The organism is Acidovorax sp. ACV02, from assembly GCF_014851475.1.
Classification (GTDB): domain Bacteria; phylum Pseudomonadota; class Gammaproteobacteria; order Burkholderiales; family Burkholderiaceae_C; genus Acidovorax; species Acidovorax delafieldii.
Genome location: NZ_JACUZU010000001.1, coordinates 81,542 through 98,292, shown reverse-complemented (window position 1 = coordinate 98,292; position 16,751 = coordinate 81,542). Strand labels below are relative to the sequence as shown.

Below are 16,751 nucleotides of genomic sequence, written 5' to 3'. Positions count from 1 at the left end.
CTTGTTCAATAAGCCCCTGTAGCTATCAAATTCATTGCACATATGGCATCCCTCTCTCTTCGCAACATCGTCAAGCGCTACGGCGTGGGCCCCAAGGCCAACCAGGTCATCCACGGCGTGAACGCCGAGGTCAAGGACGGCGAGTTCGTCGTCATCGTCGGCCCCTCGGGCTGCGGCAAGTCCACCCTGCTGCGCATGGTGGCGGGCCTGGAAGAAATCTCCGGCGGCGAATTGCGCATTGGCGACCGTGTGGTCAACGACCTGGAACCCGCCCAGCGCGACATCGCGATGGTGTTCCAGAACTACGCGCTGTACCCGCACATGACGAACTTCGAGAACATGGCCTACGGCCTGAAGATCGCCAAGGTACCCAAGGAAGAGATCAAGGCGCGCGTCGACAAGGCCGCCAAGATCCTCGAACTGGGCCACCTGCTGGAGCGCAAGCCGCGCGAGCTGTCGGGCGGCCAGCGCCAGCGCGTGGCCATGGGCCGCGCCATCGTGCGCCAGCCCCAGGTGTTCCTGTTTGACGAGCCGCTGTCCAACCTGGACGCCAAGCTGCGCGCCCAGACCCGCCTCGAAATCCAGAAGCTGCACCGCGAACTGGGCATCACCAGCCTGTTCGTGACACACGACCAGGTCGAGGCCATGACGCTGGCCCAGCGCATGATCGTGATGAACGCGGGCAACATGGAGCAGTTCGGCACACCCGAAGAGGTCTACCACACGCCCGCCTCCACCTTCGTGGCCAGTTTCATCGGCTCGCCGCCGATGAACCTGCTCAAAAACGCACCTGGCGCCAAACCGGGCACCATTTTGGGCATCCGCCCGGAGCATCTGGATGTGCGCAGCGAGGGTTGGGCCGTTACCGTCGAAACTGTGGAGTTGCTGGGTGCCGAGCGCCTGATCTACGGCCGCATCAACGGCGAACAGATCATCGTGCGGGTAGAGGAAGGCACCCACGCGCCGCAGCCGGATGCGGTGATCCACGTCGTGCCCCGTCCCGACCGCCTGCACGCTTTCGATGCCACCACCGGTAAACGCATCCCCGACTGAGCCCGTGCAGCCGCCTGAAGCCGCCCGCGCCGGGCACGAGGTTCTGGCCACCGTGCCGGTGCTGGCCTCGCTGCACCTGGCAGAGACCCGGCAGTTCTACGTCGAGCGGCTGGGGTTCACCGCACTGCTGGAGATGGATAACTACCTGATCCTGCAGCGCGATGGCTGCGAGCTGCACTTTTGGCCCTGCACCGAGCGCCACATTGCAGAAAACACTTCGTGCTACGTACGTGCAGACACCGGGTTGCTGCATGCGGATTTCACGGCACGCGGCCTGCAACTGGCACCTCCCACTGTCCAGCCCTGGGGCATGAAGGAGATGTATGTCGTCGACCCCCATGGCAATCTGCTGAAATTTGGTGAACCCGCATGAGCGCACCCTCGTCTACCCTCGCCCCCTGGCCTTACCCCCGCTGGATCGCCCACCGCGGCGCGGGCAAGCTGGCCCCTGAGAACACCTTGGCCGCCTTCCGGCTGGGTGCCCAATACGGCTACCGCATGTTCGAGTGCGACGCCAAGCTCAGCAGCGACGGCGTGCCTTTTCTGATGCACGACGCCAGGCTGGAGCGCACGACCAATGGCCACGGCACCGGCGGCGACCGGCCCTGGACCCAGCTCGCCCAGCTGGATGCAGGTGGCTGGTATTCCCGCAGCTACGCGGGCGAGCCCCTTCCCACACTGGAGAACCTGGCGCGCTACTGCATTGCCAACGGGTTTTTCCTGAACATCGAGATCAAGCCCACACCAGGCCAGGAAGAAGTTACCGGCCGCGTGGTGGGTGAATACGCTGCGCGGCTGTGGCAAGGGCAGGCCGTGCCGCCCTTGTTCTCGTCGTTCAAGCCCGAGGCGCTGGCGGGCGCCATGGCCACCGCGCCCCACCTGCCCCGCGCGCTGCTCATCGACGCGCTGTGGGACGGATGCTTTGACAAGGCGCAGGCGCTCGGCTGTGTGGCCATCGTGTGCAACCACGCGCTGTGGGACCCGGCCCTGGTGGCGCAAGTCCACGGCATGGGCATGCGCACGCTGAGCTACACGGTGAACGACGACTGGGCGGCGCAGCGCCTCATCGCGCTGGGCACGGACGGCATCATCACCGACCGCGTGGATTTCTTCTCGCCCGCCACGCCATAACGCGCACCTTCCAACCAACACCGCCCCAAGCCAGCGCCACCGGGGACCGGGTTTGCCGGGCCACCGGTGGAGTCCCCCTGCAGGGGGAAGGCGCGCAGCGCCTCAGGGGGTCAATCGAGTTTCGCGCCAGACTTCTTGACGGCGTCGGCCCAGCGGGGCATCTCCGAGGCCAGGAACTTGGCAAAGTCGTCCGCACCCAAAAATGCCGGATCGGCCCCCTGGCTCACCATGCGGTTGCGCACATCGGGCATCTGCAACACCTGGCCAAAGGCGTCACTGAGCTTGTTGACCACGTCCTTGGGCGTGCCTGCAGGGGCCAGAAAGCCATAGAAGCCCACCACCTCAAAGCCCTTGATGCCGCTCTCGATCACCGTGGGCACCTCGGGCAGCGCGGGGTTGCGCTCCTTGCTGGTCACGGCCAGGGCGCGCACCTTGCCTTGCTTGTGGTACGACGCAGCCTGCGGAATGCTCTCGGCCATGAACTGCACCTGCCCGCCCATGAGGTCGGTGAATGCCGGCGCGCTGCCCCGGTAGGGGATGTGCACCATGAACAGGCCCGTGGCGGTCTTGAACATCTCGGGCACCAGGTGGCTGATGCCGCCATTGCCCGCCGAGCCAAAGTTGACCTGACCGGGCCGCGACTTGGCATAGGCCATGAACTCCTGCAGATTCTTGGCGGGCACGCTGGTGTTGACCAGCAAGGCCAGCGGCTGCATGGCCGTGCGCGCCACGGGCACAAAGTCCTTGAGGGTGGCATAGGGCAGGCGGCTGTACAGCGCTGGGTTGATGACCATCACCCCCGTGTTGGCCAGCATGATGGTGTGGCCGTCAGGGGGCGCTTTCATCACCTCCTGCGCGCCCACGGTGCCACCGGCTCCGGCCTTGTAGTCCATCACCACCGGCTGACCCAGCACGGTCTGCAGCTTGTCGGACAGCAGGCGCGCATGCTGGTCCAGAGGCCCGCCGGCGGGGAAACCCACCACGATACGGATGGGCTTGGACGGAAACGCCTGCGCTTGCACGGCGGCAGCAAAGGCCAGGCCTGCGGCCAGGGTGATGCAGGTACGCAGCAGTTTCATGGGGTTGTCTCCAGCATTGGTTGTGGGTGTACGGGGGTGTTCGCTAGTTCCGTCAGAGCGGGCCATGGCAACCGTCCTGGAAGGTGTAAAGAGGCTATCAGACACCAGGGCGCGACAGCCCTCCAGATCACCTCTCGCAAACCCTCAAAACACGTGACGGCTTGCTGAAAGCTTCAAGCCTTCCAGCCCCGCACCAGCACCCACTGGCAGGTGGCGCAGGCCACCACCAGCGCAGCATAGGTGAGCATCTTGCCGTCACGTCCCCACAGCACCAGCCCTGCCGCGAGCACCGCCACCCCCACGGCAAACAGAATCGCCCAACGCAGCCACACAGACATCGCAGAGGCACTGCGGGAGCCCACCAGACGGCCCGAAAGCACCAACACTAGCGCCATGGCGGCAGCGGGTGCGACAAAGTTGAGGAGGTGGTTGACGATGTCCAGCGGACCCATGGAATTGACCCAAATCAAGGCTTGAACAAGCAAGGCCGCCTGTTCGGGCCAACAATTTTATAATTGCAGCTTATGGCAGTCTGGGCCCTCGGCATCAACCACACCACCGCGCCGCTCGATCTGCGCGGCCGGTTTGCGTTTGCGCTCGATCAGATCGCCCCCACGCTGCACGGTTTGCGCCAGTCGTTGGGCCACTCTGGCGGCGCTGCCAGCCGCCACCCCGGGGTGGAAACCGCCATCATCTCCACCTGCAATCGCACCGAAATTTACTGTGCCGGCGACCAGCCCGCAGTGGACCACACGCTGGGCTGGCTGGCCCACAGCGGCGGCGTGAGCCCCGCGCTGCTGCGCTCGCACTCCTACACGCTGGAAGACAGCCTCGTCGCACGCCACGCCTTCCGCGTGGCCAGTGGGCTCGATTCCATGGTGCTGGGCGAGGCCCAGATCCTGGGCCAGATGAAAGACGCGGTGCGCGCCGCCGAGACGGCCGGCGCTTTAGGCACCACGCTCAACCAGCTGTTCCAGCGCAGCTTTGCCGTGGCCAAGGAGGTGCGCACCAGCACCGAGATCGGCGCACACAGCATCAGCATGGCCGCCGCCGCCGTGCGCCTGGCCAGCCAGCTGTTTGAAGACCTCTCCAAGATCCGCGTGCTGTTCGTCGGCGCGGGCGAGATGATCGAGCTGTGCGCCACGCACTTCGCCGCCAAGAACCCCAAGCAGATCGCCATTGCCAACCGCACGCTGGAACGCGGCGAAAAGCTCGCCACCCGCTTTGGCGGCGAGGTAATGCGCCTGGCCGACCTGCCCGAGCGCCTGCACGAGTTCGACGCCGTCATCAGCTGCACCGCGAGCAGCCTGCCCATCATCGGCCTGGGTGCCGTGGAGCGCGCCCTCAAGAAGCGCCGCCACCGCCCCATGTTCATGGTCGATCTGGCCGTGCCGCGCGACATCGAGCCCGAGGTCAAGGCCCTGGGCGACGTGTACCTCTACACCGTGGACGACCTGGCCACCGTGGTGCAAACCGCGCAGGCCAACCGCCAGGCCGCCGTGGCGCAGGCCGAGGCCATCATCGACGCGGGCGTGCAAAGCTTCATGCACTGGATGGAGCTGCGCAGCCCCGCAGCCGCCGAGGGTGGCGTGGTGCCGCTGATCCAGCAGCTCAACGCCCAGACGGACGAATGGCGTGCTCTGGAGATCGCCCGTGCCAAGAAGCTGCTGGCCAAGGGCGAGGACGTGGACGCCGTGCTCGAAGCCCTGTCGCGCGGCCTCACGCAGAAGATGCTGCACGGCACCCTGGCCGAGCTGCGCGCGGGCGACGCCGAGATGCGAGCCCAGACGGCCCAGACCGTCTCGCGCCTATTCCTGCGCTCGCAAAGCAAGACGCCCAACAACAACGGCCTGTAGCGGCGCTCGCCCGCTCCACAGCCGTTCCGATTTGAGCCAAATCGGCCCCAGGCGCATGATTTACATGCGCCACCAGCTACCAAATCTGTAGCAAATCCTTTTTCCAGAATTCCATGAAACCCTTTCTCAGAAGCCAGCTGGAGCGCTACGCACAGCGCCTGGGCGAACTCGACTTCCTGCTCTCGCGCGAAGACATCATGAGCGACATGGCGCAGTACCGCCGTATCTCCGTCGAGCACGCCGAGGTCACGCAGGTCGCCGGCCGCTACGCCCGCTACCAGCAGCGCGAGGCCGACCTGGCGGGTGCGCGCGAGATGCTGGCCGACCCCGACATGGCCGAGATGGCACAAGAAGAAATCACCAGTGCCGAGGCCGAGCTGCTGCAACTGGAAGACGAACTGCAGCGCCTGCTTTTACCGAAGGACCCCGACGACGCGCGCAACGCGTTTGTGGAAATCCGCGCGGGCACGGGTGGTGACGAATCGGCGCTGTTCGCAGGCGACCTCACGCGCATGTACACCCGCTACGCCGCCAACGTAGGCTGGAAGGTGGAGGTGGTGAGCGAGAACGCGGCCGAGCTCGGCGGCTACAAGGAAATCGTGCTGCGCATAGAGGGTGACCATGTTTACGGGGCTCTCAAATTCGAATCCGGCGGCCACCGCGTGCAGCGCGTGCCCGCCACCGAGACCCAGGGCCGCATCCATACCAGCGCCTGCACCGTAGCCGTGATGCCCGAGCCCGACGAGCACGAGGCCATCAAGCTCAACCCGGCAGACCTGCGCATCGACACCTTTCGCGCCAGCGGCGCCGGTGGCCAGCACATCAACAAGACCGACTCGGCCGTGCGCGTGGTGCACTTGCCCACCGGCATCGTGGCCGAATGCCAGGACGGCCGCAGCCAGCACAGCAACAAGGCCAAGGCGCTGCAGGTACTGCAGGCGCGCATCCAGGAGAAAGAGCGCAGCGAACGCGCCGCCAAGGAGGCCGCGCTGCGCAAGGGCCTGATCGGCAGCGGCGACCGCAGCGACCGTATCCGCACCTACAACTTCCCGCAGGGGCGGCTCACGGACCACCGCATCAACCTCACGCTGTACAAGCTGCTGTACGTGATGGAAGGCGACCTGGGCGACGTGCTGCAGGCACTGGCCCATGCGCGCGAGGCCGAGCAGCTTGAAGAGCTGGAAATGGGCTCCAACGGTTAAGCACAGCAAAATATGAGTCAAACTGGCTGATAGCGCTTGATTCATATGCCTTTGCAGCTATCAAAACAATAGTGAACAACACCGCCTCTCCCACCCTTGCCCAGGCCTTGGCGCAAGCCCACACCCTGGGCCTGCAACGCATCGACGCGCAACTGCTGCTGCTGCATGCTGTGGGCCGCCCCGACGCTGGCCGTGCCTGGCTGCTGGCACACGATACCGACGCGCTCGACGAGACCACACACACCCGGTTCATTGCCCTGTGCCAGCGCCGCGTGGCGGGCGAGCCTGTGGCCTACCTCACCGGCCGCAAGGAGTTCTACGGCCTGCCGCTGCAGGTGGACGCGCGCGTGCTGGACCCGCGCCCTGACACCGAAACGCTGGTGGACTGGGCGCTGGAGGTGATCGCCCCGCTGACATCACCGCGCGTGGTAGACCTGGGCACCGGCAGCGGCGCCATTGCGTTGGCACTGCAAAGCCAGCGTGCCGACGCCCAGATGCTGGCGGTAGATGCCAGTGCCGATGCACTGGCCGTGGCACAAGCCAACGCAGCGCGGCTGGGCCTGCCTGTGCAGTTTCAGCAGGCCAACTGGCTGATGGGAGTGGAGGGGCCATTCGACGCCATCGTCTCCAACCCCCCCTACATCGCCAGCGCCGACCCGCACCTGGCCGCGCTGACCCACGAGCCCCTGCAAGCCCTGGCCAGCGGCGCGGACGGCCTCGAAGACATCCGCGCCATCGTCGCCCAGGCGCCCACCCACCTGCGGCCGGGCGGCTGGCTGCTGCTGGAGCATGGCTACGACCAGGCAGACGCCGTGCAGGAGCTGCTTGCCGCCCAGGGCTTTGTGCGGGTACAAAGCCGCAATGACCTTGCCGACATCGCACGCTGCACAGGCGGGCAATGGCCGACAGTGAAATAATCCCTCCATCGCGGGCCCTCAGCATCCATTCGCCCGCAGCCTCTTTCAAGGAGTTTTCCCATGAGCGACACCCAACAACGCATCGACGGCCTCGTCAAATCCAGCGACATCCTGCTGTTCATGAAGGGCAGCGCCAGCTTCCCCATGTGTGGCTTCTCCGGCCGCGCCATCCAGATCCTCAAGGCCTGTGGCGTGGACCCGAAGAGCGTGGTCACCGTCAACGTGCTCGAAGACGACGAAATTCGCCAGGGCATCAAGGAATACAGCAACTGGCCCACGATCCCGCAGCTGTATGTGAAGGGCGAGTTCATCGGCGGCTCGGACATCATGATGGAGATGTACGAGTCGGGCGAACTCAAGCAAGTGCTGGGCACCGAGGGCTGATCGAAGCGACCGTTGCCTCACCCGCCATCAGGCCGCCTTCGGGCGGCCTTTTTGTTTGCCCGCAACAGAGGCACCAATCAGGGGCTTTTCCGATGGAGCAGCGGGCATGTTGTGTGCTTGAATGATTGCGTGACGTAACCCTCACAGGAGCATGCAATGACCAGCCATAGCCTTGTTCCCCAGCCACCTGCCCTGCGCCTGCCGGTGGCCCAGATGCGCAATGTGTTCCACCCTGGCGATGTAGAGCGCAAGCTCGCTCGCCTGCAGGAATCAGGCAACCAGAGGGAATACGAAACCCTGCGCACCGTGTACGAACGCATGCTGGAGCGCGGCCCGGAGCGTTTTCAGGTCAAGCCATCGGGCATCCCCGACATGGCCAGCCTGTACGAGCAGTTGCCCAACTTCACCGAGGTGCTGGACGACGTGAAGCGCCACGTGGCGCTGGCGCAGGACAGCAGCGATGGCCTGGAGGTCACACCCATGCTGCTGCTGGGCCCGCCCGGCATCGGCAAGACCCACTTCGCACGCCACCTGGCCGAGCTGCTGGGTACGGGCATGAACCTGCTGCCCATGAGTTCCATGACCGCAGGCTGGCTGCTGTCGGGCTCGTCGGCGCAGTGGAAGGGCGCGCGCCCTGGCAAGGTGTTCGAGGCGCTGGTGGAGGGCGAATATGCCAATCCCGTCATCGTGGTGGACGAGATCGACAAGGCCAGCAGCGATGCGCAGTACGACCCGCTGGGCGCGCTGTACAGCTTGCTGGAGTACGACACCGCCCAGAGCTTTACCGATGAGTTTGCCGAGGTGGCCATCGACGCGAGCCAGGTCATCTGGATTACCACCGCCAACGACACACGCGGCATTCCCGATCCCATCCTGAACCGCATGAACGTGTTCGAGGTGGAGGCGCCCACGCTGGAGCAGGCCCGCACCATTGCGCGCAACCTGTACCAGGGCATCCGGGCGGGGCACGACTGGGGCCGCCTGCTGGACCCGGAGCCGACGGACGACGTCCTGGACCACCTGGCACAGATGCCCCCGCGCGAAATGCGGCGGGCGCTGATGACGGGTTTTGGCAATGCGCGGCTGGACCGCCGGTCCACGGTGGAGATCACCGACCTGCCGAAGGCCGCCACGGGACGCAGCCGGATTGGCTTTGTGCAGTAAATAGCGCGAAGCAGTCGCGCGCACTGTAGCGCCACCCGCCCCCCTGCCACACCATGCAGTGGCATGGGGCTGCAGGGGGCATACGTCACAAGGCGCGCCAGCGGGCCCGTGTGCAAGGTGCCCAGATACACTTGGTGGCCCGGTGTACCGCCGTACTCCGGTTCCGCCTTCGTCCCATGACCCTGTCCCAAAGCCTCTTCGTGATCGGGCTGCTGATTGCAGCCAGCGCCTTTTTCTCCATGGCCGAGATTTCGCTCGCGGCCGCCCGCCGCCTGCGCCTGCGCCAGATGGCCGATGAAGGCGACGCGCGTGCGGACCGGGTGCTGCGCATGCAGGAGCAGCCGGGCGACTACTTCACGGTGGTGCAGGTAGGGCAGAACGCCGTGGCCATCCTGGGCGGTATCGTGGGCGAAGGTGCGCTGAGCCCGCATTTCAGCGAGCTGTTTGCGCTGTGGATGTCGGGGCCCACGGCCGAGCGGGCAGGGTTCCTGGCGTCTTTCCTCATCATCACATCGCTGTTCATCCTGTTTGCCGATCTGTTCCCCAAACGCCTGGGCATGGCAGAGCCCGAGCGGCTGGTGGTGCGGCTGGCACAACCCATGGCCTGGTGCATGACCCTGTTGCGCCCGCTGGTGTGGTTCTACAGCCGAGGGGCCGACGCGCTGTTCCGCCTGTTGGGGTTGTCCTCACTGCGCGATGACCGCATCACGTCAGACGATATCCTGGCCATGATGGAGGCAGGCGCGCGTGCCGGGGTGCTGGCGGCGCGCGAGCAGCAGGTCATCACCAACGTGTTCGAGCTGGACACGCGCACCGTGTCCAGCGCCATGTCGCCGCGCGACCGGGTGGCCTTCTTCTTGCGCGATGAGCCCGACTCCGTCATCCGGCTGCGCATTGCGGCCGAGCCCTTTTCGACCTACCCCGTGTGCGAGGGCGACATCGACCACGTGGTGGGCTATGTGGATGCCAAGGATCTGTTCCAGCGCGTGCTGAACAACCAGCCTATTTCGCTGGCCGACGACAGCCTGGTGCGCAAGGTGCTGATCGTGCCCGACCGGCTGACCCTGTCGGAGGTGCTGGAGCAGTTCCGCCAAGTCCACGAGGACTTTGCCGTCATCGTGAACGAGTACAGCCTGGTGGTCGGTGTGGTCACACTCAACGATGTCATGAGCACCGTGATGGGTGACCTGGTGGGCCCGGCGGACGAGGAGCAGATCGTGCGACGGGATGAGAACTCCTGGCTCATCGATGGGGTCACCCCCATTGAGGATGTGCTGCACGCCCTGTCGCTGGACGAGTTGCCGCACACCGGCGAGTACGAAACCCTGGCGGGCTTCCTGATGGTGATGCTGCGCCGCGTGCCGCGCCGCACTGACAGCGTGAGCTGGGGCGGCTACAAGTTTGAGGTGCTGGACGTGGACAGCTATCGCATCGACCAGGTCATGGTCTCCAGGCTGGGCGGGGCCCCTGGTGCTTCGGCCCCGAGCCCGTCAGCACCGACGGGAACCGCTGTGGAGTGACCAAGGCGCGGCCCGTGTCACCGCCGCGCTGATCGCTCTATGCGGCCGGCGACTGTGGCCGATCGGCAAAAAGCCACTTGCGCTGCGCTCCAAAGACGGCATCCGGGTACGGCGACCGGCCTCGGCTGCCGTTGTAGCGTCCAAGCGCCATGAACAAATCGCCCTGCTCCCGGTCAATGTAGTGGCGCAGGATGACGCAGCCAAAACGCAGGTTGGTCTGCATGTGGAACAGCTTACCCGGGTCGCCATCGCCAATCACGCGCGTCCAAAACGGCATGACCTGCATGTAGCCCCGCGCTCCGACGCTGGACACCGCAAACTTGCGGAATCCGCTTTCTACCTGGATCAGCCCCAGGACCAAGGACACATCCAGCCCGGCGCGCTTGGATTCGTACCAGACCGTCTGCAAAAAATCGCGGCGTACTTCCAGGTCCGGTTTGCGCGGCCGCAGGCGATCACTCTGCGTGCCCAGCCACCGCAGGTAGTGCAGGCGCGCTTCAGTGGTGAAAAACTCCGGCTCGGGCGGCGCCTGGTTGGCAATGGCAGAGCTGAGTGCGGTGCGCACCGAGTCCATCAGGGGCTCCTCCAGCTGCCCGCCAGCGTGCGCCACCTGGGGAGCGCCCAGCCAGGCGGCGGGCGCTGCCAGCGAAGCCAGCGACACCAGGCAGCCGCGCCGCGACAGCCCCGCAGGGCCGCCCGAGGCCGCGGCCGACGGAGCGATGAAGGAGGCGCCGCACATGCTCATACGGCCATGCGGCCCTTCACATGGGCCAGGATGTCGGCCACGGCCACCTTGGTGGCTGCGGCGTCACGGCGGTGCTGGTACTCGACAACGCCCTCTTTCAAGCTCTTGTCGCCAATGGTCACGCGGTGTGGCACGCCGATCAGTTCCCAGTCGGCAAACATCGCTCCGGGGCGCTCGCCACGGTCGTCCAAGATCACGTCCACGCCCGCGGCCAGCAGGTCGGCATACAGTTGCTCGGCCGTGGCTTTGACGGCCTCGCTGCGGTCCATGCCCACGGGGCAGACCACCACGGTGAACGGCGCAATCGCGTCCGGCCAGATGATGCCGCGCTCGTCGTGGTTTTGTTCAATGGCGGCGGCAGGCAGGCGCGTCACGCCAATGCCGTAGCAGCCCATCTCGAAGAATGCCGGCTTGCCGTCGTCGCCCAGGAAGGTCGCGTTCATGCCCTTGCTGTACTTGGTGCCTAGGTAGAACACATGGCCCACTTCGATGCCGCGCTCGATCGCCAGCTCGCCCTTGCCGTCCGGGGAGCGGTCGCCCGCCACCACGTTGCGCAGATCGGCCACCATGTCGGGCTCGGGCAGGTCGCGGCCCCAGTTGACGCCGGCGATGTGAAAGTCCACTTCGTTGGCGCCGCAGATCCAGTCGGCCATCACAGCGACTTCGCGGTCTGCCACGATCTTCAAAGGCTTCTTCAAGCCGATGGGGCCCAGATAACCCGGCTTGCAGCCAAAGTGGTCCTCAATTTCGCCCAGCGTCGCAAAGCGGAAGCCCGCCAGTCCGGGCACCTTGCCAACCTTGATCTCGTTCATGTCGTGGTCGCCGCGCAGCAGCAGCAGCCACACCTGGGTCTTGACGATCTCACCCGCTTCGTTGGTTTCGTCCGTGGTCAGCACCAGCGACTTGACCGTGGTGTTCAGCGGAACACCCAGCAGTTCTGCCACATCGGCACAGGTGCTCTTGCCTGGGGTGGCCGTTTTGGTCAGCGCCTGCGTGGCTGCGCCGCGTGGTCCGGCGGGGGCCAGCGCTTCGGCCTTTTCCATGTTGGCGGCGTAGTCGCTCTGCGGACAGTAGACGATAGCGTCTTCACCGGTTGCAGCAATCACCTGGAATTCTTCCGACAGATCCCCCCCGATGGCGCCGCTGTCAGCGGCGACGGCACGGTAGGTGAGGCCGAAGCGGTCAAAGATCCGCCGGTAGGCTGCGGCCATCACCTGGTAGCTGGCCTTGGCGGCCACTTGGTCGCGGTCAAAGCTGTAGGCATCCTTCATGATGAACTCACGTCCGCGCATGAGGCCAAAACGGGGGCGGCGCTCGTCGCGGAACTTGGTCTGGATCTGGTAGAAGTTCTTCGGCAGCTGCTTGTAACTCTTGAGCTCTTGACGGGCGATGTCAGTGATCACTTCTTCGCTGGTCGGCTGCACCACGAAGTCGCGACCATGGCGATCCTGGATGCGCAGCAGCTCGGGGCCCATTTTCTCAAAGCGCCCCGTTTCCTGCCAGAGCTCAGCGGGCTGCACCACGGGCATGGTCAGCTCGACAGCACCCGCGCGGTTCATCTCTTCACGCACGATGGCTTCCACCTTGCGGATCACGCGCAGGCCCAGAGGCATGTAGTTATAGATGCCAGCGCCCAGCTTCTTGATCAGCCCGGCCCGCGTCATGAGTTTGTGGCTGACCACTTCGGCGTCCGCCGGAGCTTCCTTGAGGGTGGAAATGAAGAATTGGGAGGCTTTCATCGGGAGTCGATTGCAGGCAGAACGGGGCCGTCCACTTGCTGCGCGCTAGGCGCCGTGCATAATGGACGCAGTTTAAAAATTTGGGGTTTGATTATGCTTGACCGGGACGGCTTTCGGCCGAACGTCGGCATCATCCTGCTCAACCAGAAAAACCAGGTGTTTTGGGGCAAGCGCATACGCACCCACAGCTGGCAGTTCCCGCAGGGTGGCATTGACCGGGGCGAGACCCCCGAGCAAGCCATGTTCCGCGAGCTGCATGAGGAGGTGGGATTATTGCCCAACCACGTTCGCGTGGTGGCCCGCACCCGGGACTGGTTGCGCTATGAGGTGCCTGACCGGTACATCCGCCGCGATGCGCGCGGCCACTACAAGGGCCAGAAGCAGATCTGGTATCTATTGCAATTGATGGGGCACGACTGGGATCTGAACCTGCGCGCGACCAATCACCCGGAGTTTGACGCTTGGCGGTGGAACGACTACTGGGTTCCACTGGATGTGGTGGTCGAGTTCAAGCGCGGTGTCTATGAGATGGCGCTCACCGAACTGGCCCGCTATCTGCCGCGACACGAGCAGCGCAACCGCTATTTGCGCAGCGGTTTACGCACCCGCGAGGGTGAACATGCGGGCGTCGCCAACATGTTCCGCACAGGCTCCATGCTGGTCAATCCTGGCATGGAACTCCCCCCAGGCGCCAGTTTTGATCCTGATCCTCAAAACAGCATGCCGGGAGAACTCGACGGCATGCCATCGGTATCAGACACACCGCGCTGACCCTGGCATCGCACCATGAAAAACGCCTGCATCTGCAGGCGTTTTGTTTTGATGGGCGAATCCGCTCAGTCCTGAATCGACAAGGATTGATGCGCGCACCCAGTCTCTATGCGCCTTGCGCCAACACGAGATTGTCTCGGTGCACCATTTCCGGCTCAGCCATGTAGCCCAGCAGTTTCTCAAACTCCGTCGACGGCTTGCGGCACAGAAGGCGGGCTTCCGCCGCTGCATAGTTGGCCAAGCCGCGTGCAATCTCTGCCCCAGACCCGTCGCGCACGGCAATCACGTCGCCGCGCGAAAAGTCCCCCTCCACCGCCGTCATGCCGATGGGTAGCAGGCTTTTGCCTTCGTCGCGCACCTTGGCCGCAGCCCCAGCGTCCACGACCACAGACCCACGCAGTTGCAAATGGTCCGCCATCCACTGCTTGCGGGCCTGCTTTTTCTGTGTCTGGGCAACCAGCAAAGTACCCAACGCCTCACCACTCACCAAACGGACCAATACGTCGGACTCACGCCCCCAGGCGATCACAGTCGATGCACCAGAGCCTGCAGCGCGCTTGGCCGCCAGAATCTTGGTGATCATGCCGCCTTTGCCAATGCTTGAGCCTGCACCGCCCGCCATCGCTTCCAGAGCAAGATCACCCGCTTTGGCCTCATGCACAAACTGCGCAGACGGATCACGGCGCGGGTCGGCGGTGTAGAGCCCCTTCTGGTCTGTGAGGATGATCAGGGCATCGGCTTCCACGAGGTTGGCCACCAGCGCACCCAGCGTGTCGTTGTCGCCAAACTTGATCTCGTCATTGACCACCGTGTCGTTTTCGTTGATCACCGGCACAACACCCAAACGCAGCAGCGTGAGCAAGGTGGAGCGCGCATTGAGATAGCGCTCACGGTCCGCCAGATCGGCATGGGTAAGCAGTACCTGCGCGCTGCCCATCCCCTGCTCGCGCAGCTTGGTTTCGTACATCTGCGCCAGCCCCATCTGCCCCACCGCTGCGGCAGCCTGCAGCTCGTGGATTTCCTGGGGTCTTGTGGTCCAGCCCAGGCGCTTCATGCCTTCGGCAATGGCACCGCTGGACACCATCACCACCTCGCGTGGGGCACCCCCAACACCGCGCACCAGCGCGGCCAGTTGGCGACTCCACTCACCGATGGCGGTTTCATCCAGTCCACGCCCTTCGTTGGTCACAAGGCTGGAGCCCACCTTCACCACGATGCGGCGGGCATCTCTCAATACGCTGGAAACCATTTTGATGTCTTTGATGCCGATAGCGCTACTGCTTCATACCTGAGTAGCTATTAAAAATGTAGCAACCCTATCCTCTGAGCGCCGACGCGTCAGGCTGGAGCATCGCCGGCGAAACGGGGATCCACCTCCACCGGCTCGTTCTCCGTGCGCTGCTCGGACTGCACATGGCGGAAGATGGCGTGAATCAGTGGCTCACAGCCCTCACGCGTAAGGGCCGAGATCTCAAACACCGGCCCCTTCCATTTGAAGCGCTTCACAAAATCCTTCACGCGCGCCTCACGCTCATCAGCGGGAACCATGTCCAGCTTGTTCAGCACCAGCCAACGCGGCTTGTTGTAAAGCTGCTGGTCGTATTTCTTGAGCTCGTTCACGATGGCCTTGGCCTGCGCCACCGGGTCCACAGCATCGTCAAACGGTGCCAAGTCCACGATGTGCAACAGCAAACGCGTGCGTTGCAGATGGCGCAGGAACTGGTGGCCCAAGCCAGCGCCCTCAGAAGCTCCCTCGATCAGACCGGGGATGTCGGCTACAACAAAGCTCTGCTCAGGCCCCACCCGCACGACGCCCAGGTTGGGGTGCAGCGTGGTGAATGGGTAATCCGCAATCTTTGGTCGCGCATTGGACACGGCCGTGATGAAGGTGGACTTTCCGGCGTTGGGCATGCCCAGCAGGCCCACATCGGCCAGCACCTTCAGCTCCAGCTTCAAATTCTTTTTCTCGCCCGGCCAGCCCGGCGTTTTTTGACGCGGGGCACGGTTGATCGCGCTCTTGAAACGCATGTTGCCAAAGCCGCCATCACCGCCTTTGGCGATGGTGATGACCTCGCCCGGGGTCAGCAGCTCATACAGAACTTCACCCGTCTCGGCGTCGGTGATGATGGTCCCGACCGGCATCTTGAGTGTGATGTCCGTACCCGCTGCGCCGAACATATCGGAGCCCATGCCATGCTCACCCCGTTTGGCCTCGTGACGGCGCGAGTAGCGATAGTCCACCAGGGTATTCAGGTTGGGATCGGCCACAGCAAACACATGCCCCCCGCGCCCACCGTCACCACCATTGGGACCGCCGAACTCCTTGTATTTTTCGTGCCGGAACGACACGCAGCCATTGCCACCATCACCTGCGGCAATGTCAATAAAGGCTTCGTCGACGAACTTCATGGGGTATCCAGTTTACAAAAGAGGCCGTACTGTCGGCTGCTGACCAATTGTGGCGGAACAGCAGGGGCCATTCCAGGCGCCACAGACCTAAGGCGCACCAGCGACGCGTGCAGACCAAACAACAAAGCCCCGACAAAGCGGGGCTTCGATGGTTGCCGGAGGAGCAATCCTCAGGCGGGAGTCACATTGACCGTGGACTTGGACAATGCACCCTTGGTACCGAACGACACATGGCCGTCCACCAGGGCAAACAAGGTGTGATCCTTGCCAACGCCGACATTGGTGCCGGGGTGGAAACGTGTGCCACGCTGGCGCACGATGATCGAACCAGCGCTGATCAGTTCACCACCGAAGGCCTTGACACCCAGCATCTTTGGCTTGGAGTCACGCCCGTTTCGCGTAGAGCCGCCGCCTTTTTTCTGTGCCATGACTAGCTCCTTCGATTAAGCAGCAATCGCACCAATTTGCAGCTCAGTGAACTGCTGGCGATGGCCTTGGCGTTTTTGATAGTGCTTGCGACGGCGCATCTTGAAGATGTGCACTTTGTCGTGCTTGCCGTGGGCCACAACAGTGGCTTTCACGGTTGCGCCGGACACCAGGGGCGTACCAACCTTCAATTCAGCGCCGTTGCCGACAGCCAGAACCTGGTCGATCACAATTTCCTGGCCTACGTCCGCAGCAATCTGTTCTACTTTAATTTTTTCGCCGGAAGCAACGCGATACTGCTTGCCGCCGGTTTTTATGACCGCGTACATGTTGACCTCTTGATATGAGTTCTGCA

At 64.1% G+C, this 16,751-nt stretch carries 18 protein-coding genes; 10 read left to right on the top strand and 8 right to left on the bottom strand.

Features of this window, described 5'->3' with window-relative positions:
* Positions 1 to 42: 42 nt before the first annotated feature.
* From IB236_RS00510 to ugpQ, 3 genes are read left to right on the top strand one after another with little or no spacing between them, the layout of a single operon-like run.
* A complete protein-coding gene (locus IB236_RS00510; RefSeq protein WP_056060362.1) occupies positions 43 to 1,053 on the top strand; it encodes a sn-glycerol-3-phosphate import ATP-binding protein UgpC in 1,011 nt (336 codons plus the stop codon).
* A gap of 4 nt (positions 1,054 to 1,057) precedes the next feature.
* Complete coding sequence (locus tag IB236_RS00505; RefSeq protein WP_192418234.1) at positions 1,058 to 1,426, top strand: VOC family protein; 369 nt, start codon at positions 1,058 to 1,060, stop codon at positions 1,424 to 1,426.
* Positions 1,423 to 2,184, top strand: a complete 762-nt coding sequence (ugpQ, locus tag IB236_RS00500; RefSeq protein ID WP_192418232.1) for a glycerophosphodiester phosphodiesterase — start codon at positions 1,423 to 1,425, stop codon at positions 2,182 to 2,184. The genes IB236_RS00505 and ugpQ overlap by 4 nt, the downstream gene beginning before the upstream one ends.
* Positions 2,185 to 2,294: 110 nt before the next feature.
* Here ugpQ and IB236_RS00495 read toward each other — a convergent pair whose 3' ends face one another.
* On the bottom strand, positions 2,295 to 3,263 hold the full coding sequence (locus tag IB236_RS00495) for a tripartite tricarboxylate transporter substrate binding protein (RefSeq protein WP_108498338.1): 969 nt from the start codon (positions 3,261 to 3,263) through the stop codon (positions 2,295 to 2,297).
* 173 nt (positions 3,264 to 3,436) lie between these two features.
* Positions 3,437 to 3,715 (bottom strand): hypothetical protein, encoded by a 279-nt coding sequence (locus IB236_RS00490; protein ID WP_056060351.1) that lies wholly within the window; start codon positions 3,713 to 3,715, stop codon positions 3,437 to 3,439.
* 72 nt (positions 3,716 to 3,787) lie between these two features.
* On the opposite strand from IB236_RS00490, the gene hemA reads away from it, so the two are divergent.
* The 6 genes from hemA to IB236_RS00460 all read left to right on the top strand — a co-directional run bounded on the left by hemA (position 3,788) and on the right by IB236_RS00460 (position 10,306).
* Complete coding sequence (gene hemA, locus IB236_RS00485; protein WP_192418230.1) at positions 3,788 to 5,119, top strand: glutamyl-tRNA reductase; 1,332 nt, start codon at positions 3,788 to 3,790, stop codon at positions 5,117 to 5,119.
* 113 nt (positions 5,120 to 5,232) lie between these two features.
* Positions 5,233 to 6,321 (top strand): peptide chain release factor 1, encoded by a 1,089-nt coding sequence (gene prfA, locus IB236_RS00480; protein WP_056060345.1) that lies wholly within the window; start codon positions 5,233 to 5,235, stop codon positions 6,319 to 6,321.
* 71 nt (positions 6,322 to 6,392) lie between these two features.
* Positions 6,393 to 7,238: a peptide chain release factor N(5)-glutamine methyltransferase gene (gene prmC / locus IB236_RS00475; RefSeq protein ID WP_192418228.1), complete on the top strand. Its 846-nt coding sequence runs from the start codon at positions 6,393 to 6,395 to the stop codon at positions 7,236 to 7,238.
* A 60-nt stretch (positions 7,239 to 7,298) separates the two neighbouring features.
* Positions 7,299 to 7,622, top strand: coding sequence for a Grx4 family monothiol glutaredoxin (grxD, locus tag IB236_RS00470; RefSeq protein ID WP_056060339.1), 324 nt, complete (start codon positions 7,299 to 7,301; stop codon positions 7,620 to 7,622).
* A 156-nt stretch (positions 7,623 to 7,778) separates the two neighbouring features.
* Complete coding sequence (locus IB236_RS00465) at positions 7,779 to 8,786, top strand: AAA family ATPase (protein ID WP_099731088.1); 1,008 nt, start codon at positions 7,779 to 7,781, stop codon at positions 8,784 to 8,786.
* A gap of 176 nt (positions 8,787 to 8,962) precedes the next feature.
* Positions 8,963 to 10,306 carry a hemolysin family protein gene (locus tag IB236_RS00460; RefSeq protein ID WP_192418226.1) on the top strand — a complete coding sequence of 448 codons (1,344 nt, stop codon included), beginning with the start codon at positions 8,963 to 8,965 and terminating at the stop codon, positions 10,304 to 10,306.
* 37 nt (positions 10,307 to 10,343) lie between these two features.
* On the opposite strand, the gene IB236_RS00455 is transcribed toward IB236_RS00460, so the two are convergent.
* Together IB236_RS00455 and IB236_RS00450 are read right to left on the bottom strand one after the other, a co-directional pair.
* Positions 10,344 to 11,051 (bottom strand): lytic transglycosylase domain-containing protein, encoded by a 708-nt coding sequence (locus IB236_RS00455; RefSeq protein WP_192418224.1) that lies wholly within the window; start codon positions 11,049 to 11,051, stop codon positions 10,344 to 10,346.
* Positions 11,048 to 12,790 carry a proline--tRNA ligase gene (locus IB236_RS00450; RefSeq protein ID WP_192418222.1) on the bottom strand — a complete coding sequence of 581 codons (1,743 nt, stop codon included), beginning with the start codon at positions 12,788 to 12,790 and terminating at the stop codon, positions 11,048 to 11,050. Before IB236_RS00450 ends, IB236_RS00455 begins: the two co-directional genes overlap by 4 nt.
* 93 nt (positions 12,791 to 12,883) lie before the next feature.
* Between IB236_RS00450 and IB236_RS00445 the strand changes: the two genes are divergently transcribed.
* Positions 12,884 to 13,561: an RNA pyrophosphohydrolase gene (locus IB236_RS00445; RefSeq protein ID WP_056060325.1), complete on the top strand. Its 678-nt coding sequence runs from the start codon at positions 12,884 to 12,886 to the stop codon at positions 13,559 to 13,561.
* Positions 13,562 to 13,667: 106 nt separating this feature from the next.
* Here IB236_RS00445 and proB read toward each other — a convergent pair whose 3' ends face one another.
* From proB to rplU, 4 genes are all read right to left on the bottom strand, one after another.
* Positions 13,668 to 14,810, bottom strand: coding sequence for a glutamate 5-kinase (proB, locus tag IB236_RS00440; protein WP_056060322.1), 1,143 nt, complete (start codon positions 14,808 to 14,810; stop codon positions 13,668 to 13,670).
* An 89-nt stretch (positions 14,811 to 14,899) separates the two neighbouring features.
* Positions 14,900 to 15,970 (bottom strand): Obg family GTPase CgtA, encoded by a 1,071-nt coding sequence (cgtA, locus tag IB236_RS00435; protein WP_056747278.1) that lies wholly within the window; start codon positions 15,968 to 15,970, stop codon positions 14,900 to 14,902.
* 170 nt (positions 15,971 to 16,140) lie between these two features.
* Positions 16,141 to 16,398 (bottom strand): 50S ribosomal protein L27, encoded by a 258-nt coding sequence (gene rpmA, locus IB236_RS00430; RefSeq protein ID WP_005794180.1) that lies wholly within the window; start codon positions 16,396 to 16,398, stop codon positions 16,141 to 16,143.
* 15 nt (positions 16,399 to 16,413) lie between these two features.
* Positions 16,414 to 16,725, bottom strand: coding sequence for a 50S ribosomal protein L21 (gene rplU / locus IB236_RS00425; RefSeq protein WP_005794184.1), 312 nt, complete (start codon positions 16,723 to 16,725; stop codon positions 16,414 to 16,416).
* Between the last annotated feature and the right edge of the window lie 26 nt (positions 16,726 to 16,751).